The organism is Variovorax sp. GW823-FHT04B03 (assembly GCF_058796495.1).
The window spans coordinates 230,405-250,102 of sequence record NZ_JBXAIT010000004.1 but is presented as its reverse complement, the minus strand read 5'-3'; the positions used below and the strand labels follow the sequence as shown (position 1 = coordinate 250,102).

Annotated in this window: 20 protein-coding genes; 8 read left to right on the top strand and 12 right to left on the bottom strand. The window is 69.5% G+C overall.

All coding sequences use genetic code 11. From position 1 onward, the window contains the following. Window positions 1-7 precede the first annotated feature (7 nt). A complete protein-coding gene (locus tag AC1RAD_RS18465) occupies window positions 8-817 on the bottom strand; it encodes an IclR family transcriptional regulator (protein ID WP_062474916.1) in 810 nt (269 codons plus the stop codon). A 113-nt stretch (window positions 818-930) separates the two neighbouring features. On the opposite strand from AC1RAD_RS18465, the gene AC1RAD_RS18460 reads away from it, so the two are divergent. The 3 genes from AC1RAD_RS18460 (at window position 931) to azu (ending at window position 4,815) form a co-directional block, all read left to right on the top strand. Continuing rightward, window positions 931-1,905: a Bug family tripartite tricarboxylate transporter substrate binding protein gene (locus AC1RAD_RS18460; RefSeq protein WP_307637583.1), complete on the top strand. Its 975-nt coding sequence runs from the start codon at window positions 931-933 to the stop codon at window positions 1,903-1,905. A gap of 10 nt (window positions 1,906-1,915) precedes the next feature. Further along, entirely contained in the window at window positions 1,916-4,264 is a 2,349-nt protein-coding gene (locus tag AC1RAD_RS18455) for a cytochrome P450/oxidoreductase (protein ID WP_492736463.1), read from the top strand. A gap of 98 nt (window positions 4,265-4,362) precedes the next feature. After that, the gene (azu, locus tag AC1RAD_RS18450) at window positions 4,363-4,815 is read left to right on the top strand and encodes an azurin (RefSeq protein ID WP_307589052.1); all 453 of its coding nucleotides are present in this window, start codon (window positions 4,363-4,365) and stop codon (window positions 4,813-4,815) included. Here the strand turns inward: azu and AC1RAD_RS18445 are convergent. From AC1RAD_RS18445 to AC1RAD_RS18425, 5 genes are all read right to left on the bottom strand, one after another. Further along, the gene (locus AC1RAD_RS18445; RefSeq protein ID WP_492736461.1) at window positions 4,808-6,739 is read right to left on the bottom strand and encodes a sensor histidine kinase; all 1,932 of its coding nucleotides are present in this window, start codon (window positions 6,737-6,739) and stop codon (window positions 4,808-4,810) included. The genes azu and AC1RAD_RS18445 overlap by 8 nt on opposite strands. Further along, window positions 6,649-7,362, bottom strand: a complete 714-nt coding sequence (locus tag AC1RAD_RS18440; RefSeq protein WP_095948901.1) for a response regulator transcription factor — start codon at window positions 7,360-7,362, stop codon at window positions 6,649-6,651. Before AC1RAD_RS18440 ends, AC1RAD_RS18445 begins: the two co-directional genes overlap by 91 nt. Window positions 7,363-7,475: 113 nt before the next feature. Continuing rightward, window positions 7,476-8,288 carry an SDR family NAD(P)-dependent oxidoreductase gene (locus AC1RAD_RS18435; protein WP_492736459.1) on the bottom strand — a complete coding sequence of 271 codons (813 nt, stop codon included), beginning with the start codon at window positions 8,286-8,288 and terminating at the stop codon, window positions 7,476-7,478. A 100-nt stretch (window positions 8,289-8,388) separates the two neighbouring features. Beyond that, complete coding sequence (locus AC1RAD_RS18430) at window positions 8,389-8,769, bottom strand: YciI family protein (protein ID WP_062474928.1); 381 nt, start codon at window positions 8,767-8,769, stop codon at window positions 8,389-8,391. Continuing rightward, window positions 8,751-10,049 (bottom strand): RNA polymerase sigma factor, encoded by a 1,299-nt coding sequence (locus AC1RAD_RS18425; RefSeq protein WP_492736458.1) that lies wholly within the window; start codon window positions 10,047-10,049, stop codon window positions 8,751-8,753. Before AC1RAD_RS18425 ends, AC1RAD_RS18430 begins: the two co-directional genes overlap by 19 nt. Window positions 10,050-10,163: 114 nt before the next feature. Here AC1RAD_RS18425 and AC1RAD_RS18420 point away from each other — a divergent pair, with 114 nt between their 5' ends. Continuing rightward, complete coding sequence (locus tag AC1RAD_RS18420; RefSeq protein ID WP_492736456.1) at window positions 10,164-10,676, top strand: MOSC domain-containing protein; 513 nt, start codon at window positions 10,164-10,166, stop codon at window positions 10,674-10,676. Window positions 10,677-10,683: 7 nt separating this feature from the next. Here AC1RAD_RS18420 and AC1RAD_RS18415 read toward each other — a convergent pair whose 3' ends face one another. The 4 genes from AC1RAD_RS18415 to AC1RAD_RS18400 are packed head-to-tail and all read right to left on the bottom strand — an operon-like array spanning window position 10,684 to window position 15,230. Beyond that, window positions 10,684-11,490, bottom strand: coding sequence for an alpha/beta fold hydrolase (locus tag AC1RAD_RS18415; RefSeq protein WP_492736962.1), 807 nt, complete (start codon window positions 11,488-11,490; stop codon window positions 10,684-10,686). A 2-nt stretch (window positions 11,491-11,492) separates the two neighbouring features. Continuing rightward, window positions 11,493-12,332 carry a proteasome-type protease gene (locus AC1RAD_RS18410; protein ID WP_062474940.1) on the bottom strand — a complete coding sequence of 280 codons (840 nt, stop codon included), beginning with the start codon at window positions 12,330-12,332 and terminating at the stop codon, window positions 11,493-11,495. A 28-nt stretch (window positions 12,333-12,360) separates the two neighbouring features. Next, complete coding sequence (mutS, locus tag AC1RAD_RS18405) at window positions 12,361-15,018, bottom strand: DNA mismatch repair protein MutS (RefSeq protein WP_492736454.1); 2,658 nt, start codon at window positions 15,016-15,018, stop codon at window positions 12,361-12,363. A 32-nt stretch (window positions 15,019-15,050) separates the two neighbouring features. Next, entirely contained in the window at window positions 15,051-15,230 is a 180-nt protein-coding gene (locus AC1RAD_RS18400; RefSeq protein WP_492736452.1) for a hypothetical protein, read from the bottom strand. Window positions 15,231-15,506: 276 nt separating this feature from the next. On the opposite strand from AC1RAD_RS18400, the gene AC1RAD_RS18395 reads away from it, so the two are divergent. From AC1RAD_RS18395 to AC1RAD_RS18380, 4 genes are all read left to right on the top strand, one after another. Then, window positions 15,507-15,740: a polysaccharide deacetylase gene (locus tag AC1RAD_RS18395; RefSeq protein ID WP_095948895.1), complete on the top strand. Its 234-nt coding sequence runs from the start codon at window positions 15,507-15,509 to the stop codon at window positions 15,738-15,740. 73 nt (window positions 15,741-15,813) lie between these two features. Beyond that, window positions 15,814-16,443, top strand: coding sequence for a hypothetical protein (locus tag AC1RAD_RS18390; protein WP_492736450.1), 630 nt, complete (start codon window positions 15,814-15,816; stop codon window positions 16,441-16,443). Between the two features lie 33 nt (window positions 16,444-16,476). Then, on the top strand, window positions 16,477-17,466 hold the full coding sequence (locus tag AC1RAD_RS18385) for a magnesium and cobalt transport protein CorA (RefSeq protein ID WP_492736448.1): 990 nt from the start codon (window positions 16,477-16,479) through the stop codon (window positions 17,464-17,466). A gap of 156 nt (window positions 17,467-17,622) precedes the next feature. Then, window positions 17,623-18,084: a DUF2846 domain-containing protein gene (locus tag AC1RAD_RS18380; RefSeq protein ID WP_172438357.1), complete on the top strand. Its 462-nt coding sequence runs from the start codon at window positions 17,623-17,625 to the stop codon at window positions 18,082-18,084. 133 nt (window positions 18,085-18,217) lie between these two features. Here the strand turns inward: AC1RAD_RS18380 and AC1RAD_RS18375 are convergent, their stop codons facing one another. Next, entirely contained in the window at window positions 18,218-19,060 is an 843-nt protein-coding gene (locus tag AC1RAD_RS18375; RefSeq protein WP_492736446.1) for a siderophore-interacting protein, read from the bottom strand. Between the two features lie 14 nt (window positions 19,061-19,074). Beyond that, the gene (locus AC1RAD_RS18370) at window positions 19,075-19,662 is read right to left on the bottom strand and encodes a PadR family transcriptional regulator (RefSeq protein WP_062474958.1); all 588 of its coding nucleotides are present in this window, start codon (window positions 19,660-19,662) and stop codon (window positions 19,075-19,077) included. Between the last annotated feature and the right edge of the window lie 36 nt (window positions 19,663-19,698).

Here is a 19,698-nt window from a genome sequence, read left to right as displayed (position 1 = left end):
GGCAGCTTCAGGCCGCCGCGCCCAGCAGCGCGCCGGCGGCCTTCGCCTCCCGCCGCACGGCGATGGCGATCGGCCCGTCGATCGACGGGTCGAACCCGCCCGTGGCGCCCAGCGCGGTGATCACGGCGCACACCCTTCCCGCGTAGTCGTACACCGGCGCCGCCACGGCGCTGATGCCGCGCAGGTAGGTGTCCCGCACGATGGCGCAGTGCGCCTGCTGCACCTCGCGGCGCAGCGCGCCGATGGGGTCGTCGGCATCGAGCAGCGCGCGCATGTCCTCGGTGGCGTCGGCCAGTTCCTGCTCGGCCAGCGCGACCACGCGCGACTCGTCGAGCAGGCCCAGGAAGGCGCGCCCGGTGGCCGACCACAGCATCGACATCACCGAGCCGGCGCGCACGTTCACCGTCACCGGCAGGCCCGGCTCCTCGAAGCGCACGATGGTGGGGCCCTTGTTGCCCATCACCGCGACGAAGCAGGTCACCTCCAGCGATTCGCGCAGGCGGATCAGGCAGGGCTCGGCCGCGCGGATCGGGTCGGCTTGGCGCATGGCGGCCAGGCCGATCTGGATCGCCTCGGGCCCCAGGTAGTAGTGCTGCGAGGCGGTGTCCTGGCGCACCAGGCTTTCCTCCATCAGGCTCGCGAGGTAGCGGTGCACCTTGGCCGGGCTCTCGCCCACATGGGTGGCCAGCGCCGTGAGGCTGCTGCGCCCGCCCAGGTGCGCCAGGCCCTTGAGCACGGCCATGCCGGTCTCGGCGGACTGCACGCGCTGGCGGCGCTCGCGGGGAGGGGAAGAGGGTGCTTCGGCGGGGGAGGTCATGTCGTCGGCATCTTAGGTGGCGGCCTCGGTGGCCGGGTAAACCCGCGGATTGATGATTACGCAATGCGTATGATAATTACGCAATACACAATTTCCACCCCGGAGACACCCCGATGAAGAAGCACTTCGCCCGCGGCCTTGCGGTCCTGTCCCTGGCTGCGCTGGCCACCGCCGCCAGCGCCCAGACCGCTTTCCCCGCCAAGCCGATCCGCTGGCTCGTGCCCTACGCAGCGGGCGGCGGCTCCGACTTCCTCGCGCGCACCGTCGCCCAGACGCTGTCGACCCAGGTCGGCCAGCCGGTGCTGGTGGACAACAAGCCGGGTGGCAACACCGCGCTGGCCGCCGCCGAAACCGCGCGCGCCCCGGCCGACGGCTACACCGTGCTCTCGGCCGACAACGGCACGCTGGTGTTCAACCCGGCGCTGTACAAGTCGCTGAGCTACAGCCCCACCAAAGACCTGGCGCCCGTCACGCTGATGGGCAAGTTTCCGATGATCCTGGTGGTCGGCGCCAACTCGGGCTTTGCCACCGCCAAGGACTTCATCGCGCAGGCCAAGGCCAAGCCGGGCGGCATCAACTACGCCTCGGCCGGTGCGGGCAGCCCGCACCACCTGGCGATGGAACTGCTGAAGGTCGAGGCCAAGCTCTTCATGGTCCACGTGCCATACCGCGGCGCGGCGCCCGCACTGGCCGACGTGGTCGGCGGGCAGCTGCCGGCCATGATGGTCGACATGGCCGCCGGCGCCGGCTTCATCAAGGGCGGCAAGGTGCGCGCGCTGGCCGTGGCCAACCCCACGCGCCTGCCGCAGCTGCCCGACGTGCCCACCTTCGCCGAGCTCGGCTACAAGAACGTCGAGGCCGCCGCGCTGGTCGGCGTGGTGGTGCCCGCGGCCACGCCGGCCGACGTGGTGAACACGCTCAACCGCCAGCTGGTGGCGGCCATCCACGAGCCCTCGGTGAACAAGCGCATGGTCGACTTCGGCGTCGAGCCCGTGGGCAACACGCCCGCGCAGTACACCGAGCTGCTCAAGGCCGAGACCGCGCGCTGGCACAAGCTGATCCGCGACCTGAAGATCACGCTCGACTGAGTCTGCTGCCATGTCCGATACCGCCATGCCATCGCGCACCTCCGGTTGCCCCGTCGCGCACGGGGCGCTCTCTGCCGAGCGCACGCCCACCGGCTGCCCCGTGAGCCAGCGCGCCGCCGGGTTCGATCCCTTCGAGGACGGCTACCAGCAAGACCCGCCCGAGTACGTGCGCTGGGCCCGCGAGCAGGAGCCGATCTTCTACAGCCCCAAGCTGGGCTACTGGGTGATCACGCGCTACGACGACATCAAGGCGGTGTTCCGCGACAACCTCACCTTCAGCCCGTCGAACGCGCTGGAGAAGATCACGCCCACGGGTGAAGAAGCCAACGCCGTGCTCGCAAGCTACGGCTTTGCGCTCAACCGCACGCTGGTGAACGAGGACGAGCCGGCCCACATGCCGCGCCGCCGCGCGCTCATGGACCCGTTCACGCCCGAGGCGCTGAAGCACCACGAGCCGCTGGTGCGCGAACTCGCGCGCAGCTATGTCGACCGCTTCGTCGACGACGGCCGCGCCGACCTCGTCGACCAGATGCTGTGGGAGATTCCGCTCACCGTGGCGCTGCATTTTCTCGGCGTGCCCGAGGAAGACATGGACACGCTGCGCAAATACTCCATCGCGCACACCGTCAACACCTGGGGCCGCCCCAAGCCCGAGGAGCAGGTGGCCGTGGCGCACGCCGTCGGCAACTTCTGGCAGTACGCCGGCAAGGTGCTCGACAAGATGCGCCAGGACCCCGACGCACCGGGCTGGATGCAGTACGGCATCCGCAAGCAGATGCAGCACCCCGAGGTCGTCACCGACTCGTACCTGCACTCGATGATGATGGCCGGCATCGTCGCCGCGCACGAGACCACCGCCAACGCCACCGCCAACGCCGTGAAGCTGCTGCTGCAGCATCCGCAGGTGTGGCAGGAGCTGTGCGACGACCCGGGCCTCATTCCCAACGCGGTGGAAGAGTGCCTGCGCCACAACGGCTCGGTGGCCGCCTGGCGCCGGCTCGTCACCAAGGACACGCAGGTCGGCGGCGTCGACCTGCCGGCGGGCTCGCGCCTCTTGATCGTCACCTCGTCGGCCAACCACGACGAAGGCCACTTCGCCGATGCCGACCTGTTCGACATCCGCCGCGACAACGCCAGCGACCACCTGACCTTCGGCTACGGCTCGCACCAGTGCATGGGCAAGAACCTGGCGCGCATGGAGATGCAGATCTTCCTGGAGGAGTTCACGCGGCGCCTGCCGCACATGCGCCTGTCGGAGCAACGCTTCAGCTACGTGCCCAACACCTCGTTCCGCGGCCCCGAGCACCTGTGGGTGGAATGGGACCCGCGCGTCAACCCGGAGCGCGGCAATGCCGGCCTGCGCGACGTGCAGGTGCCGGTGCGCATCGGCGAGCCGTCGGCGCACGCCATCGCGCGGCCCGTGGTGGTCGAGCGCGTGACGCCGGTGGCCGACGGCATCGTGCGCCTGCGCCTGGTGTCGCCCGACGGCAAGCCGCTGCCGCGCTGGACGCCGGGCTCGCACATCGACGTCGAATGCGGCACGCCCGAGCTGTCGCGCCAGTACTCGCTGTGCGGCGATCCCGACGAAGCCCACGCGCTGGAGATCGCCGTGCTGCACGAGCCCGAAGGCCGTGGCGGTTCGGCCTGGGTGCATGCGAACGTGAAGGTGGGCGATCGCCTGCGCATCCGCGGCCCGCGCAACCACTTCCGGCTCGACGAGTCGCTGCCGAAGGCGATCTTCATCGCCGGCGGCATCGGCATCACGCCCGTGAGCGCGATGGCGCGGCGCGCCAAGGCGCTGGGCATGGACTACGAGCTGCACTACAGCGGCCGCAGCCGCGCGAGCATGGCCTTCGTCGACGAGCTGGCCGCGCTGCACGGCGAGCGCCTGCACGTGCATGCGGCCGACGAAGGCCGGCGCAACGACCTGCGCGCGCTGCTGGCCACGCCCGTGCCCGGCGCGCAGGTGTATGCCTGCGGCCCGCTGCGCATGCTCGAAGCGCTTGAAGACTGCTGCGCCGCGTGGCCCGAGGGCGCGCTGCGCGTGGAGCACTTCGAATCGACGCTGGCCACGCTCGACCCCTCGAAGGAACATGCCTTCGAGGTGGAGCTGAAAGACTCCGGCCTCGTCATCACCGTGCCGCCCGACCAGACCTTGCTGACGGCCCTGCGCGCGGCCAACGTCGACGTGCAAAGCGACTGCGAGGAAGGCCTGTGCGGCTCGTGCGAAGTGCGCGTGCTGGCCGGCAAGGTCGATCACCGCGACGTGGTGCTCACGCGCAGCGAGCGCGATGCGAACACGAAGATGATGGCCTGCTGTTCTCGCGCCTGCGAGGGACGGTTGGTGCTCGAACTCTGAGACTTTTCGCCACGCATTGATCCATCGCAAGCGTTTCGCGGCACGCCCACCGCACAGTGGGGCGTGCCGAATCGGCACCTCACCGAAGGAACCATGTGATGAAGACGAGAACCACCGCGGCCCTGCTTTTCACGGCGCTGCTCGCCGGCCCCGTGCTGGCCGCCACCTGCGACATCGAGATCGAAGGCAACGACGCGATGCAGTTCAACAAGAGCGCCATCGCGGTGCCGGCCAGCTGCAAGCAGTTCACAGTGAAGCTCAAGCACGTCGGCAAGCTGCCCAAGGCCTCGATGGGCCACAACTGGGTGCTGAGCAAGGCCGCCGACGCGCAAGGCGTGGCGGCGGACGGCATCGGCGCGGGGCTGGACAAGGCCTACGTGAAGCCGGGCGATGCCCGCGTCATCGCGCATTCGAAGGTCATCGGCGGCGGCGAGACCGATGCCGTGAGCTTCGACGTGAGCAAGCTCAAGGCGGGGGACAGCTATGCGTGGTTCTGCTCGTTCCCGGGCCACGCGTCGCTCATGAAGGGCACGCTGGCGCTGGTCAAGTAACCGCCGCACCGCCCAAGGGCATCCGCAGCACCACCTGCGTCTCGCCGGGGCGCGACTGCAGCTGCAGCTGCGCGCCCAGGCGGCGCGCCCGCGCCCGCAGGTTGCGCAGCCCCGCGCCGCCGCTCACGCCATCCACCGCGAAGCCGCGGCCGTCGTCGCGCACGCTGAGCTGCAGTTCGGCGCCCGCGCGCGCCACCGTCACGTCCACGCGCCGGCCCGCGCTGTGCTTGAGCACGTTGGTCAGCGCCTCCTGCAGGAAGCGCATCAGGTCCAGGCTCTGCGAGGGCGCGAGTTCGAGCGTGTCGATGCCCGAGACCTTCCAGCGGCAGTCGATGCCGTTCGCGTCCAGCAGCTGCGCGCTGCGGTAGCGCAGCGGCGCCAGCAGCTCGCCGAGCGCGCGCGCCCCGTCGTCGCGGCCGGTGGCGTCGATGATCAGCCGCAGGTCGTCGCGCAGGCTCTTGAGCATCGCCAGCAACTGCGGCGCGCTGAGGTGCTCGGGCGTACGCTCCAACGTCGCGATGCTGCCCACCAGCATGCCGCCCAGGCCGTCGTGCAGGTCGCTCACCAGCGCCACGCGCTCGCCGATGCGCGCGTGCGCGAGCTCCAGCGCGTGCTGCTGCGCGAGCGTGGACGCGAGCTCGGCCTTGGCGGCATTCACTTCCTCGATCAGCTCGGTGTTGAAGTTCTCGATGCGCCGCAGGCTCTGCACGAAGCGCCCGGCCTGCGTCAGCGCCATGCCCAAGAGCAGCACGTACGAGGACATGGTCGTGTAGTAGATGTTGCTGTCGATCACCTGCGTGAACACCAGCAGGTCGTGCGCGCCCGTGAGCGCCGACACCGCCATGAACGGCGCGAGCGAACGCATCGGGCTGCCCCGGTGGCGCAGTGCGTGGAAGATGCCGCTGCTGTTCACGACGATGATCGTGAGGCCGCCCACCAGCGTCCAGATCGCGCGGTGCGTGGGCAGGTTGGCGGTGCCCGCGAACCACAGGTCGAGCACGCCCACGGCCGCCACCGCGAACGCCGCGATCTCCAGGCGCGGCAGGCGCCGCCCGGCGAAGCGCAGCACGAACACGCCGTACGACACGCTGAAGAAGAGCAGCAGCGAGGTGTTCAGCGCCTGCCAGCTGTGGTTGCTGGCAAAGGGCCACGGGCTGGTGGCGATCTGGTTGTAGCCGAACAGCAGCCACAGCACCGACATCGCCGCGAACCAGCCGTAGGCCGTCTCGCGCCGCCGCAGCAGCCACCACGCCGCGAAGAAGGCCGACACCGCCGCGCTGGTCGCCAGGCCGAACACCTGCAGGTCGCGCCGCATGAGCTGCTCGCGGCCGAACTCGGCCTGCATGGCTGCGGGCGTGCCCAGGCTCACCGGCCCCAGCCCGGCCTGGTAGGCCGACAGGCCCGACACGCGCACCAGCAGCGTGTTGGTGCCCGCGCGCAGCTGCGGCGCGGCCAGCACCCAGTAGCGCGGCGAGTTCCACGCGCGCGTGAGCGGCTCGACCAGGCTGCGGTCGCGCCAGATCGTCGTGCCGTTGAGCGAGACCTCGCCGGCCATGTTCAGGTAGTGCAGCAGCAGTCCGGTCTCGGTCACGGGTACGGGCTGCTCCCAGGTCAACCGGTACCAGACCACGCCGTCGAAGCCGGGCCAGCGCGTGGCCCAGCTGTCGGGCAGGGCGACGGGCGTCCAGCCGTCGGCGGGCGGTGTCGTGTCGTCCCAGCCGGTGCCGCGTGCGGCTTCGGCGCGCAGTTCGGGAACAACAGGTGTTTGTGCGTGCGCGCTGCCCGACGAGAGCAGCAGCCACAGGGCCCACAGCAGCAGGCCCGCAAGGAGCCTCAGCGCAGCAGGCCCTGCCTTCGGCCCTGGTAGACCGCCTCGGTGCGCGAGTTGACGGCCAGCTTGCGGTAGATGTTCTTGGTGTGGCATTCCACGGTCAGTCTGGAGATCGACAGCGCCTCCGCCATGTCGCGGTTGCTCATCCCTTGCGACACGAGCTCGAGGATTTTGCGCTCGCGCGGCGTCAGCATGACGGGCGTGGTGGCCGGCGTCAGCGATGGGTCGTCGGGCGGCGAGGGCAGGCCGGGCAGCTGGGTCGCGACCCAGCCGAGGATGCGGCGGGCGATGGCCGGGTCGATCGGCGCGCCGCCTTGCTCGATGCTGCGCAGCGCGATGCTGAGTTCGAGGTCGTCGCGTTCCTTCAGCAGGTAGCCGATGGCGCCGGCACGCAGCGCCGCGAAGATCACGGCCTCGGTGCGCCAGGCCGAGATCACCACGGCGGGCACCAGCCGGTGATGCACGTGCATCCACTCGATCAGGTCGACGCCGCTGCCGTCGGGCAGGCCGATGTCGACCAGCGCCACGCCGAAATGCTGCTGCTCCAGCAGCGAGCGGGCCGAGGTCAGGCTGTCGGCCCAGGCGATCTGGGGCTCGTCGCATCCGAGCGTCGACAGCACGTACGCCAGGCGCTCGCGCATCGCCGGATCGTCTTCGACCACCAGCGCGGGGCTCAGCGAGACCACTTCAACGTCTTCCAGGAGAGGGGCAGACATAGGACGACATTTTTGAGCCGTGGTGTACGTGGTGCAACGTTTTTTCTTAAATGAAACGACTGTTTCTAAAGTTCCTATTTGTATCTTGATGTTAATTCAGAGCGACCACAACCCTAATCGAGGATGACCCCTCCGCTCAGGTTGACTATTGCGCCCGTCATGGCCCCGGCCAGCGGCGAGGCCAGGAACACCGCGGTGCCCGCGAGCTGGTCCAGCGAGGGCAGGCGTTCGACCAGCAGCCCCTCGGGCCGCGCGGCCAGCATCTGCTCGACCGTGAGGCCCATGCGCTCGGCCGCCGGGCGAAACACCTCGCCGCTGTGCGAGCCCGCGGCCACCGCCTCGGGAATCGCGTGCGAGCGGATGCAGGTGGTCCGGATGCGAAAGGCCGCCAGCTCGCCCGCCATGTGGCGCGCGAGCCCCTCCACGCCGGCGCAGGCCACGGCATGCCCGAGGTACCCGGGGCCGGGTAGGCGCGAGGCGGGCGTCGACACCGACAGGATCACGCCGCCGCCGCGCGCCGCCATGTGCGGTGCCACGGCCTTGGCGGTGAGGAAGTTGCTGCGCGTGTAGGCGTGGATGGGGAGGAAGAAGTCCTCCAGCGACAACTCGGCCAGCGGCCGGCCCTGCACGTGGAAGACGCCGACCGCGTTGAATGCGAGGTCGATGCCGCCGGCCTGCTCGGCGACCTCGGCCGCGTGGCGCAGCATCGCGGCTTCGTCCAGCGCATCGACCACCGCAGCCTGCGCGCGGCCGCCGGCTTGGGTGATGTCTCGCACCACCGCGTCGAGCTTGTCGCGGTTGCGGCCGGTGATGAACACGCGGGCGCCTTCGCGTGCAAAGGCGCGGGCGACGGCGCCGCCGAGGGCACCGCTGCCGCCGTGGATCACGGCGCAGCGGTCTTGCAAGGACTGGACATTCGAGGGCATGAGAGCTTCTCCTTGGCGTGAATGGCGACCCGCGACATGCGGGCGCTCGTTCCAAGGACGGCGCAGGCCCAGCTGATCCGACAGCGCAGTGGAGTTTTTTTCAGACCTGCGGGATGCGCGGCGCGATCACGCCCGGGTCGTACCAGGTCACCGGGCGGATCTCGAACACGCCGCCCTCGAAGTCCAGCCGCCGCGCCGCATGCCGCGCCTCTTCGAGCGACTCGCACTCGACGATGTAGATGCCCATCAGCTGCTCCTTCGTCTCGGCGAACGGCCCGTCGGTCACCAGCGGGTGCGCGGCGCCGGCGTGCCGCACGGTGGTGGCGGTGTCGGGCATCAGGCGCAGCACGGTGCCGAGGCGGCCGGCGGCCTGCAGCTCGTCGCGCAGGTCGGTGTGGCGCTCGAGCATCTCGTCTTCGACCTCGGGCGCCCAGCCGGCCGCCGCAGCTTCGGAACCGTAGATCAGGATGGAATAGAGCATCGTGCGTCCTTTGCTTGAAGGGAGTCGGAAGAGGCGCCCGCACCGAGACGGTCGAGCAGCAGGCGGATGTGCGCGGCCTCGGCGGCGGTGCGGGCCAGCGCGAGCGCGTCGGCAAAGGCGCGGCGCGCTTCGTCGCCGCGGTCCAGCTGCATCAGCAGCCCGCCGCGCAGGCCGTGGAAGTGGAAGTACGCCGACAGCGGTTCCGTCAGCGTATCGACCATCGCCAGCGCCGCCTCGGGCCCGCGCACCTTGGCCACGGCCACCGCGCGGTTGAGCGTGACCACGGGCGAAGGCTGCAGCCGTTCGAGCCCGGCGTAGAGCCGGTCGATCTCGGCCCAGTCGGTGTCGGCGGCGCATGCGGCCCGCGCGTGCGTGGCCGCAATGGCCGCCTGCAGCTGGTACGGCCCGATGCGGCGCTGGCGCAGCGCGGCGTCGAGCAGGGCCAGGCCTTCGTCGATCGCCGCGCGGTGCCAGCGCGTGCGGTCCTGGTCCTCGAGCAGCACGACCATGCCGCCGGCGTCGAGCCGCGCATCGGCGCGCGCGTGCTGCAACAGCAGCAGGGCGCACAGGCCGGTGGTCTCCGGCTCGTCGGGGAACAGGTCGCACAGCAGGCGCGCGAGGCGGATCGCCTCTTCGCACAGTGCCACGCGCACATGGGCCGTGCCGCCGCTGGCCGCGTAGCCTTCGTTGAACAGCAGGTAGACCACCGCGCCCACGGCCGCCAGCCGCTCGCCGCGTTCGCGCGCGCCGGGCGCATCGAAGGGCAGGCCGGCCGCGGCCACGCGCTGCTTGGCGCGCGTGATGCGCTGTTCCATGGCGCGCTCGCCGACCAGGAAGGCGCGCGCGATCTCCGGCACCGACAGCCCCGAGACGATGCGCAGCGCGAGCGCGATCTGCTGCGCGAGCGGCAGCGCGGGGTGGCAGCACACGAAGAGCAGGCGCAGCACGTCGTCGCGGTAGTGCGACTGGTCGAGCTGTTCGGCGAGGTCGGGGTCGAGGGCCATGTCCGCGTCGCCGTCGTCCTCTTCGGGCAGCGGATCGTGCCGGTCGCGCCGCCGCAGCTCGTCGAGCGCCGCGTTGCGCCCCACGAGGATCAGCCACGCCAGCGGATCGTCGGGTGGCCCGTGCTCGGGCCAGTGCCGCAGCGCGCGCAGGCTGGCTTCCTGGAAGCCTTCCTCGGCCGTGTCCAGGTCGCGGAAGTAGCGCAGCAGCGCGGCCACCGCGCGCGGGCGCGCGGCGGTCAGCGTGGTGGCGATCCAGCTCAGCTCGGTGGTGGTCATCGTCGGCGCGGTGCGTGTCGCTTCGAAGAAGGCAGGTTCAACCCCAAGGACGCGCCAGTATGCGGCGGGCCGACAGCGGTACGCAAAAAAAAGTCCGCGTGGACAATGCAGCGCATGTCCGACCTCCACGCCCTGACCCGGCAGTTTCCGCACCCCGGCCGGCTCGACGCCATCCTGCTGCGCCCCGCGCGGCGCACGCCTGTCGAATCGGTGCAGGAGGTTCAGGCCATCGAAGGGCTGGGCCTGGCCGGTGACCGCAACAGTGCCGGGCGCGGCGGTGGCAAGCGGCAGGTCACGCTGATGCAGGCGGAGCATCTGCCGGTTGTCGCGGCGCTCGCGCAGCGCGTGGCGGGTGTCGACGCGGGGCTGCTGCGCCGCAACCTCGTGGTGTCGGGCCTCAACCTGCTGGCGGCGCGCTCGCTGTTTCGCGACCAGCCGCTGGTGCTGGCGCTCGGGCCCGAGGTGCTGCTCGAGATCACCGGGCCCTGCGAGCCCTGCTCGCGCATGGAAGAGCTGCTCGGCGCCGGTGGCTACAACGCCATGCGCGGGCATGGCGGCGTGACGGCGCGGGTGCTGCGTGGCGGTGTGCTGCGCGTCGGCGACGCGGTCGCCTGCCGCACCGCCTGAACACCACCTACATCAGGTTGCGCAGCGAGGCCTCGATGGCCGCCGCCGTGGCCAGCGGCTTTTCCATCGGGAACAGGTGACTGCCGTCGAGCATGGTGATGCGGCCCTTGGTGACCTGCTCGGTCATCGCCATGCCCACCTGCTTCATCTCGACCGACTGGCGTCCGCCGATGAAGGCCACCTTGCACTTCAGCGGATGGCGGCGCAGCAGCCCGCCCAGCGTGTGGGGCAGGGTGTTGTAGATGGCGGTTTCCACGTCGCGGTCGAAGCTCAGCGAGCGCGTGTCTTCGCTGTCGAAGGTGCCGTGGTCGATGTAGTCGTGCAGCACCTGCTCGTCCCACTTCGCGAACGCCTTCTTGCTGCGGAAGTGCTCGAACACCGCCTCGCGGTGCTCCCAGCTGTTCTTGCGCTTGCGGCTCACGGCGCCGGGCGAAATGCTCTTCATGAGCGGCGTGCGCTTGACCACGTTGAGCGTGTTCGCGCGCCAGCCGCCGAGGATCGGCGAGTCGATCAGCAGCACGCCGCGCGCCAGCTCGGGGTGGCGCGCCGCGCACATCAGGCTCAGGAAACCGCCCAGCGAATGGCCGATGAGGAACACCGGGCCGCCCGCGCGGTCGGCGCGCAGCTTGGCGAAGTCGGCCAGCTGCTGCACCAGGTGCGGCCAGTTGTCGGTGACGGGGTACTTCGGGTCGTGCCCGAATTTCTCGATGCCGTCGACCTCGAAGCCCCGGCTGCGAAGGCTGTCGAGAACGACGCGGTAGGTGCTCGCCGGAAAGCTGTTGCCGTGCGAAAAAATGACAGGAGGCACGGACAGATTCAGATGAGCTTTTCGTCGGGCGTGGAGATCTTGCGCAGCGGGCTGTGGCGCGTGGCCGGCATCCGCAGCGGGTGTTCGGTGGCGCTGTCGTCCCACACCGGGTCTTCGATGCTGTCGAATACCTCGCGCAGCTTCTGGCCCCAGCTGTTGTGCATCATGCGGTAGTAGGGGTTGTCGGCGTCGATGCAGATCACGCGGTCGGTCTCGAGCTTGTTGGCCTCATACACCACCAGGTCCAGCGGCAGGCCGACCGACAGGTTCGACTTCATGGTCGAGTCCATCGACACCAGCGCGCACTTGGCGGCTTCGTCCAGCGGCGTCTCGGGCGTGAGCACGCGGTCGAGCACGGGCTTGCCGTACTTCGACTCGCCGACCTGGAAGTAGGGCGTCTCGGTGGTGGCTTCGATGAAGTTGCCCGCGGCGTAGACCAGGAACAGGCGCATGCCTTCGCCCTTGACCTGCCCGCCGAAGATGAACGACACGTTGAAGTCCAGGCCCGCATGCTTGAGCGCCTCGGCGTCGCGGTCGTACACATGGCGCACGGCCGAGCCCAGCACGCGCGCGGCGTCGAACATGCTCTTGGCGTTCCAGATGGTGATGGGTTCGCCCTGCGTGCCGTCTTCGCGCGTTTCGCGCAGCTCTTCGATCTGCAAAATTTCGCGCACCGACTGCGAGATGCTCAGGTTGCCCGACGACAGCAGCACCATGACGCGGTCGCCCGGCTGCTCGTAGACGATCATCTTGCGGAAGGTGCTGATGTGGTCGACCCCCGCGTTCGTGCGCGAGTCGGAGAGAAACACCAGGCCGGCGTTGAGTTTGATGCCTACGCAATAAGTCATGGGTTCGCCTTGCAGGAACTGGGCCCGCTCATGCGGTACTGCGTTCACGTGCGTTCAGTTTCTGGAGGGCATAGAGCGCGTCGAGGGCTTCGCGCGGGCTCATGGTGTCCGGGTCGAGGGCAGCCAGCGCGGATTCTACGGCGCTGGCCATGGGGGTTTCGGTGGCCGGCGGCGGCGCGAACAGGTCGACCTGGGCACGCGTTTGCGCATGCTGAGATTCGAGCGCGTCGAGCGCCTGCCGCGCGTGGTTGACCACCGCCGCGGGCATGCCCGCCAGGCGCGCCACCTGGATGCCGTAGCTCTTGCTGGCCGGGCCGGGCTGCATCTCGTGCAGGAACACGATGTCGCGGCCCGACTCGGTCGCGCTCACGTGCATGTTCACGGCGCCGTGGTGCGTGGCCGGGAACTCGGTGAGCTCGAAGTAGTGCGTGGCGAACAGCGTGAAGGCCTTGCTGCGGTCATGCAGCTGCGCCGCGATGCCGGCCGCCAGCGCCAGGCCGTCGAAGGTGCTGGTGCCGCGGCCGATCTCGTCCATCAGCACCAGCGACTGCGCCGTGGCGCTGTGCAGAATCTGCGCGGCCTCGGTCATCTCGAGCATGAAGGTCGACTGCGCGTTGGCCAGGTCGTCGGCCGCGCCGATGCGCGTGTGGATCGCGTCGATCGGCCCGAGCCGGCAGGCCGTGGCCGGCACGTGCGAGCCGATGGAGGCCAGCAGCACCACGATCGCCACCTGCCGCATGTAGGTCGACTTACCGCCCATGTTCGGGCCGGTGATGATCTGCATGCGCTGCTGCGGCCCCATCTGCGTGTCGTTGGCGATGAAGCCGCCCGACGACTTCTCGGCCAGCCGCGCCTCCACCACCGGGTGGCGGCCCTGCTGGATCTCGATGCACGGGTGCGACACGAAGGTCGGCGCGCGCCAGTTCAGCGTGTGCGAGCGCTCGGCCAGCGCGCACAGCGCGTCGAGCGCGGCAATGCCGCCGGCCAGCTGCGTGAGCGCGGGCACCGAGGGCTGCAGCGCGTCGAGCAACTGCTCGTACAGCCACTTCTCGCGCGCCAGCGCGCGGTCTTGCGCGCTCAGCGCCTTGTCTTCGAAGGCCTTGAGCTCGGGCGTGATGAAGCGCTCGGCGTTCTTCAGCGTCTGGCGACGGCGGTAGTTGTCGGGCACCTTCGAGAGCGCGCTTTGCGTCACCTCGATGTAGAAGCCGTGCACGCGGTTGAACTGCACGCGCAGGTTGCTGATGCCGGTGCGCTCGCGCTCGCTGATCTCGAGCTTGAGCAGGAAGTCGTCGCAGTTCTCGCTGATCTCGCGCAGCTCGTCGAGCTCGGCGTCGTGGCCCGTGGCGATCACGCCGCCGTCGCGCACCAGCGCCGACGGATCGGGCTTGATCGCGCGCACCAACAGGTCCGCGCAGCCGGGCGGCGGTGCCAGGCGTTCGGTGATCTGCGCCAGCAACGCGGCGGCGCCCGGCAGCAGCGGTGCCAGCTGCTCGGCCTTCGACAGCGCGAGCTGCAGCGCCACCAGTTCGCGCGGGCGCACCTGGCGCAGCGCGATGCGCGCCGCGATGCGTTCCACGTCGCTCGTGTTCTTCAGCTGCTCGCGCAGCGTGCGCCAGGGCGCGGCGGTGGCGCCGGGCCCGGGGGACTGCAGCGCGCCGATGGCGTCGAGCCGGCCCTGGGCTTCGCTGCGGTCGCGGCGCGGCGAGAGCAGCCAGCGCTTGAGCAGGCGGCTGCCCATGCCCGTCATGCAGGTGTCGAGCAGCGAGAACATCGTGGGCGCGTCTTCGCCGCGCAGCGTCTGCACCAGCTCCAGGTTGCGGCGCGTGGTGGGCGGCAGCTCGATCAGGTCGCCGTCGCGTTCCACCGACAGCCGCTGCACGTGCGACAGCGCGCGGCCCTGCGTGTGCTCGGCATAGCCCAGCAGCGCGGCGGCGGCGGCGTGCGCGTTGCCCAGCGATTCGGCGTTCCAGGCCGCGAGGCTGTGGCTGCCCATCTGCTCGCTGAGCTTGCGCTCGCCCAGACCGGGGTCGAACTGCCAGGCCGGACGCAGCGACAGCGTGAACGGCACGGCCGCGCGCGCGGCCTTCAGGCGCTGCTCGAAGGCGGGCGTGACCTCGGCGCTGTACAGCAGCTCGCTCGGTGCGATGCGCGCGATCCAGGCTTCGAGCGCATCGGCCGGGCACTCGGCCAGCCGCAGCTCGGCGCCCGTCACGCTGAGCCAGGCGAGGCCGCAGAAATTGCGCGTGCCCGCATGCACGGCGAGCAGCAGCGAATCGCTCTTGTCGTTGAGCAGTTCCGAGTCGGTCAGCGTGCCGGGCGTGACCACCCGCACCACCTTGCGCTCGACCGGCCCCTTGCTGGCACCGACCTCGCCCACCTGCTCGCAGATGGCCACGGATTCGCCCAGCTTGATGAGCCGCGCGAGGTAGGTGTCGACCGAGTGGAAGGGTACGCCGCACATCAGCACCGGCTGCCCGGCCGACTGGCCGCGCTGGGTGAGCGTGATGTCGAGCAGGCGCGAGGCCTTTTCGGCGTCGGCCCAGAACAGTTCGTAGAAGTCGCCCATCCGGTAGAACAGCAGGGTGTCCGGATGGTCGGCTTTGAGGCCCAGGTACTGCGCCATCATGGGCGTGTGCCCGGAGAAGTCGCTGGAGGAGGGGGCGGGGTGGGCAGTCGTCGTTTTCACTCGGGCGATTATCGGGGACGGGCGGACGGGGATCAGCCGACGGTCAACGTGACCGGCTTGCCGATGCGGCTGAGCATTTCGACCCGCGCTTTGATGATCTGTTTGTGCGATGCGACCTGCAGGCGCCGGGCCTTGGCCGGCGCAAAACCCAGTTCCAGAAAGAGGTTGGTGCTCGGCGGGGTGACGTGGCGGATGGCGGTGTCGGTCTTCATGGCCTGTTCTTCCTGAGAGGGGTCGCCGGGCGGTCGTGTGCTTCTGGCTCGGGTCGGCATTGTCGAGAAGCGCCGGGGGTTGTCGCGTCGCGTGGCACCATGCCGGGCCCGATGACCGTGAACTTTGTGGGGATCCAGCGCAGATCCACCATGTGGCCTGTTCCATGCGCGGCGCCCCGCCGCACGCGCTTCTTGGCCGTTCTTGAATCCAGACGCTTCCCCCGTGCGTAGTCATGCGCATGCGCATGACTACGCGGGCGCACGCGACCTTCATCGATGGAGACCCCAGTGAGCTACGAGGACATCCGGAAACGATTTCATGTGCCTGCCCGCAAGGGCGCCAGGGTGCTGGTGCACGGGCAGCCCGGCACCGTGACCACCGTGCGGGGGCTCACGCTGCGCGTGCGGCTGGACGGCATGAGCTGGTCGCGGCCGTACCTGCCGGACGAGCTGCAATGGCTGCCGGCCCCGGCGCCCGAGCCGCAGGGGCAGGGCGGCCCCGAGCACTGACGCGGCCGGGCGGCCTGCACCGCCGCTCCTAAAATCCCCCGGCGCAAACCCCGCGTGAAGAACAAAGGCGCCCATGGCCCCGTCGGATGAAATCAAAGGCCCTGCAGCGGACGCGCTCCCGGACACCGCCACCCTGCCCGCTGACCTCGCGGCGCTGTATCTGTGCATGTCGCCGGCCCAGTTGGCGGACCTGCGCAAGTCGAAACGGCCTGAAGGGCGACCGGGCGCGGGCAACAGCGGCCCGACCGTGATCCGGCCCGTCGAGGGCACGGGCGGCGCCAAGGACCCGGCGCTCTACCAGCTCGGCACGCTGCGCGAATTTGCCAAGGCGAACGCCGCGCCTTCGGCTTTCGACACCGCGCTGAACACCGGCCTGCCGGGCTGGTTCGGCGCCAAGCTGCCTTTCTTCGCCGAGCGCGAACCGCGCATCAAGCGCGGCAAGCGCGTGCTCATCGGCGGCGCCTGGGACCGGGCCGATCCGCTGCGCGAGCAGCGCTTCGTCGCGCTGGCCAAGGGCCGCATCCGCTTCACGTCGCTGACGTGTGCCGAAGCCGCGGCGAGCCTGTGGGCCGACGTGGCCAGCCACCGCGCGTTCGCCGACCAGGGGCTGGCCCTGCTCGCGCGCGAGACGCAGGCCATCGAGGCCTCGCTGGCCGACACGGCCCGCCTGGCCGCGACCGCACCCTCCGATGCGGCGGCCTGAGTTCATTCCAAGTTCGAAGAGGGAAACGTCCCGATGCTGATCAACTGCGTGGCCTATGAAAACGGCGCCAAGCTCGCCGACATTCCCGTCGAGGACATCAGCGACTACATCTCCCGCGCCGGCTGCTTCGTCTGGGTGGCGCTGAGCGACGCCACGCCCGAAGAGCTGGCCCAGATGCAGGACGAGTTCGACCTGCACCCGCTGGCCGTCGAAGACGCCCAGCACGGCCACCAGCGGCCCAAGGTGGAGGAGTACGGCGACTCGCTGTTCGTCGTGATGCACCTGGTCGAGCCCTCGACCGACACCGAGGGCGAGAGCGGGCACAGCGTGAACGTGGGCGAGGTCAACGTGTTCGTCGGCCGCAACTACGTGCTGTCGGTGCGCAACCGCAGCCAGCAGGGCTTCCTGGGCGTGCGCGAGCGCTGCGAGCGCGAGCCCGACCTGCTGCGCAACGGCGCGGGCTTCGTGCTCTATGCGCTGATGGACGCGGTGGTCGACCGCTACTTTCCGGTGATCGACGCGCTCGAAGTGGAACTCGAATCCATCGAGCAGCAGATCTTTGCGCAGGGCGGCGCGGCGCGCGACAAGATCAAGCAGCTGTACGACCTGAAGCGCCGCAGCCTCATCCTCAAGCGCGCGGTGGCGCCGCTGGTGGAGGCGGCGGGCAAGCTGCACGGCGGGCGCGTGCCGCAAATCTGCGTGGGCACGCAGGAGTATTTCCGCGATGTGGGCGACCACCTGGTGCGCATCAACGGCTCGATCGATGCGGTGCGCGACACCATCGCCACGGCGGTGCAGGTGAACCTCTCGATGGTCACCATCGAAGAGAGCGAAGTGACCAAGCGGCTCGCCGCCTGGGCCAGCATCTTCGCGGTGTGCACCGCCTTCGCGGGCATCTGGGGCATGAACTTCGAGCACATGCCGGAGCTGAAATTCCGCTATGGGTATGCGATGGCGCTGGGGCTGATCGTCAGCACCTGCGGGTACCTGTACTACCGGTTCAGGCGTGTCGGCTGGCTTTGACGCGAGGCTTGCCAAGCTGAAGCGACTTGTCATCGGCTGACGTTGCGTTGAAGCATCCTGGATGCCAGATCGCTTCCTGGCTCCGAGGTGCCGAGATAGGATCAGCCGATGTTCAACAGGGGGGAAGACATGCGCAGAAAAAGAGCACTCGCGTACGTGCTGACGGCAGTTTTGTTGGCAGGCTGTGCCAATGCGAGGGGGCCGACTTTCCGACCCGCGGAGAACATCAAGCCGGAAGACGGCGTTGTCTACGTTTACCGTGAAGAGGCGTTCGCTTCGGGCGCTCGATCTGCATATTTCTATGTGGATGGTGTCAATGTCTTCAATCTGGATACCGGGGGCTATTCCTGGGCTGCGCTGCCGCCAGGCAGCCACAAGCTGCGCCTGGAGTGGGCGTGGGACATGCTGAAGAAGCCTGTCGAAATGGACATTTCGATCCGCGCCGGCGAAGCCAAGTATGTGGCGCTCAAGACGAACACATGCATGGTTCCAGGCAACGTCACGTGTCTCGATGTTGGGCTGCGCGAAACATCTGCGGCCATTGCTTCTCAGGAAATTCGAAGCATGGCCTTTCAAGAAAACTTCGGGTTGGAGCGTTTGAAGGCGCGCAAGCCCTGATCAAGGCTGGTGCGGGCCAGCCTTTCGCTCTTGACTGGGCACATCGAATCTAGGCACTGGAGGCGGAAATCGTCCGATGTGCTTGGTTCTACGACGAGCCCCAGGCGCCGTCGTTAGACGCCTGCGCCGCGTTTCACTCGTCGTGCGTGTCGTGCGTCGCCACGGCACCGCGACGCCAGTAACCCGAGGCCCGAACCCACTTCGGGTTCGCGCCGCGCTCGCCCACGAGGTGCGCACGCAGCGCCTTCGCGATCGCCGATTCGCAGCCCACCCACGCATGGAAGTCGCCGGCCGGCAGCGTCATCGCTTTCAGCGTGTCGACCAGCACCGGGCTCAGGCCCGGCGCGGCGCCCTGGCGGTGCGCCCAGCGCAGCGTGAGCTCGGCCTGCGTTTCGAAAGGAATCTCGTCGGCTGCGCTGTCGACTTCCGCCAGCACCACCACGCGCGCACCGGCCGGCAGTTCGGCCAGGCGGCGCGAGATGGCGGGCAGGGCGGTGTCGTCGCCGATCAGCAGGTGCCAGTCGAATTCGGTCGGCACGATGAACGAGCCGCGCGGGCCGCCCACGCCGACGATGTCGCCGGGCTTGGCCTGCTCGGCCCACTGCGTGGCGGGGCCGGCGTCGTGCAGCGCGAAGTCGATCTCCAGCGTGTTGGCTTGTGCGTCGTGGCGGCGCGGCGTGTAGTCGCGCATGGCGGGGCGCCCGCCTTCGGGCCACACCGGGCCGTCGGGGCCGGCGGTCGGCAGCGTGAGCTGGCCGGTGGCGGCATCGGGAAAGAACAGCTTCGCGTGGTCGTCGAAGCCGGGGCTCGTGAAGCCTTCGAGCGCGTCGCCGGTCAGCGTGATGCGGATCAGGTGCGGCGTCACGCGCTGCACGGTCTTCACCGTGAGTTGGCGAAAACGCAGTTCGTGGCGCACGCGGCGGGGCGTGCGGTCGGGCGTGTTGGAAGAAGAAGCAGTGGTGGTGAAGTCGGTCATTTGCAGAGATGGGTTCAGATGCGTTCGAGCTGTTGTGCGGCGCTGTCGAGCACCGCGGCGAATTCGTGGGCTTGTTGTTCGGTGAGGGGGGCGCCGCCGAGGCGCAGGCGCATCGCGAGCTTGAGGTTCTCGATGGCGCGGGTGACTTGCGGGGGCCGTCCGGCGCGCGGGCCGGCGCCGTCCACGCCGCCCGCCATGCGGGCCATCATGGCGTCGGCCGTCTCGCGGTTGGCGGCCAGGAACTCCTGGCCGCTCGGCGTGATGCTGTAGCGCTTGCGACCGCCGACGTCGGCGGTTTCCACGCTCAAATAACCCAGCTCTTCCAGCAGCGTGAGCGTGGGGTAGACCACGCCGGGGCTCGGCGCGTAGGTGCCGCCCAGGCGGTCTTCGATGGCCTTGATGAGCTCGTAGCCGTGCGAGGGCTTGTCGGCAATGAGCTGCAACAGCACGAAGCGCAGACCGCCGTGGCCGAACACCCGGCCCGCGCCGCCGCCGCGTCCGCCGCGCATCCCGCGGCCGCCGCCGGCCAGGCCGTCTTCGTGTTCGCCGCGCGGGGCGTGGCGGTGGTGATGGTGGTGCGGAGCGTGGTGAAGGTGGCGCATGGGGGTGGCTTTCTTGAGTGGGTCGAGACTATTCTA

Excerpts from the sequence above, each read along its gene's own strand:
- AC1RAD_RS18390 (WP_492736450.1), top strand. The coding sequence starts at position 15,814 with ATGGCCCCGTCGGATGAAATCAAAGGCCCTGCAGCGGACGCGCTCCCG.
- AC1RAD_RS18420 (WP_492736456.1), top strand. The coding sequence starts at position 10,164 with ATGTCCGACCTCCACGCCCTGACCCGGCAGTTTCCGCACCCCGGCCGG.
- AC1RAD_RS18455 (WP_492736463.1), top strand. The coding sequence starts at position 1,916 with ATGTCCGATACCGCCATGCCATCGCGCACCTCCGGTTGCCCCGTCGCG.
- AC1RAD_RS18440 (WP_095948901.1), bottom strand. The coding sequence starts at position 7,362 with ATGTCTGCCCCTCTCCTGGAAGACGTTGAAGTGGTCTCGCTGAGCCCC.
- AC1RAD_RS18465 (WP_062474916.1), bottom strand. The coding sequence starts at position 817 with ATGACCTCCCCCGCCGAAGCACCCTCTTCCCCTCCCCGCGAGCGCCGC.
- AC1RAD_RS18460 (WP_307637583.1), top strand. The coding sequence starts at position 931 with ATGAAGAAGCACTTCGCCCGCGGCCTTGCGGTCCTGTCCCTGGCTGCG.
- AC1RAD_RS18425 (WP_492736458.1), bottom strand. The coding sequence starts at position 10,049 with ATGACCACCACCGAGCTGAGCTGGATCGCCACCACGCTGACCGCCGCG.
- azu (WP_307589052.1), top strand. The coding sequence starts at position 4,363 with ATGAAGACGAGAACCACCGCGGCCCTGCTTTTCACGGCGCTGCTCGCC.
- AC1RAD_RS18385 (WP_492736448.1), top strand. The coding sequence starts at position 16,477 with ATGCTGATCAACTGCGTGGCCTATGAAAACGGCGCCAAGCTCGCCGAC.
- AC1RAD_RS18395 (WP_095948895.1), top strand. The coding sequence starts at position 15,507 with ATGGAGACCCCAGTGAGCTACGAGGACATCCGGAAACGATTTCATGTG.
- AC1RAD_RS18375 (WP_492736446.1), bottom strand. The coding sequence starts at position 19,060 with ATGACCGACTTCACCACCACTGCTTCTTCTTCCAACACGCCCGACCGC.
- AC1RAD_RS18400 (WP_492736452.1), bottom strand. The coding sequence starts at position 15,230 with ATGAAGACCGACACCGCCATCCGCCACGTCACCCCGCCGAGCACCAAC.
- AC1RAD_RS18370 (WP_062474958.1), bottom strand. The coding sequence starts at position 19,662 with ATGCGCCACCTTCACCACGCTCCGCACCACCATCACCACCGCCACGCC.
- AC1RAD_RS18430 (WP_062474928.1), bottom strand. The coding sequence starts at position 8,769 with ATGCTCTATTCCATCCTGATCTACGGTTCCGAAGCTGCGGCGGCCGGC.
- AC1RAD_RS18410 (WP_062474940.1), bottom strand. The coding sequence starts at position 12,332 with ATGACTTATTGCGTAGGCATCAAACTCAACGCCGGCCTGGTGTTTCTC.
- AC1RAD_RS18435 (WP_492736459.1), bottom strand. The coding sequence starts at position 8,288 with ATGCCCTCGAATGTCCAGTCCTTGCAAGACCGCTGCGCCGTGATCCAC.
- AC1RAD_RS18445 (WP_492736461.1), bottom strand. The coding sequence starts at position 6,739 with ATGCCACACCAAGAACATCTACCGCAAGCTGGCCGTCAACTCGCGCAC.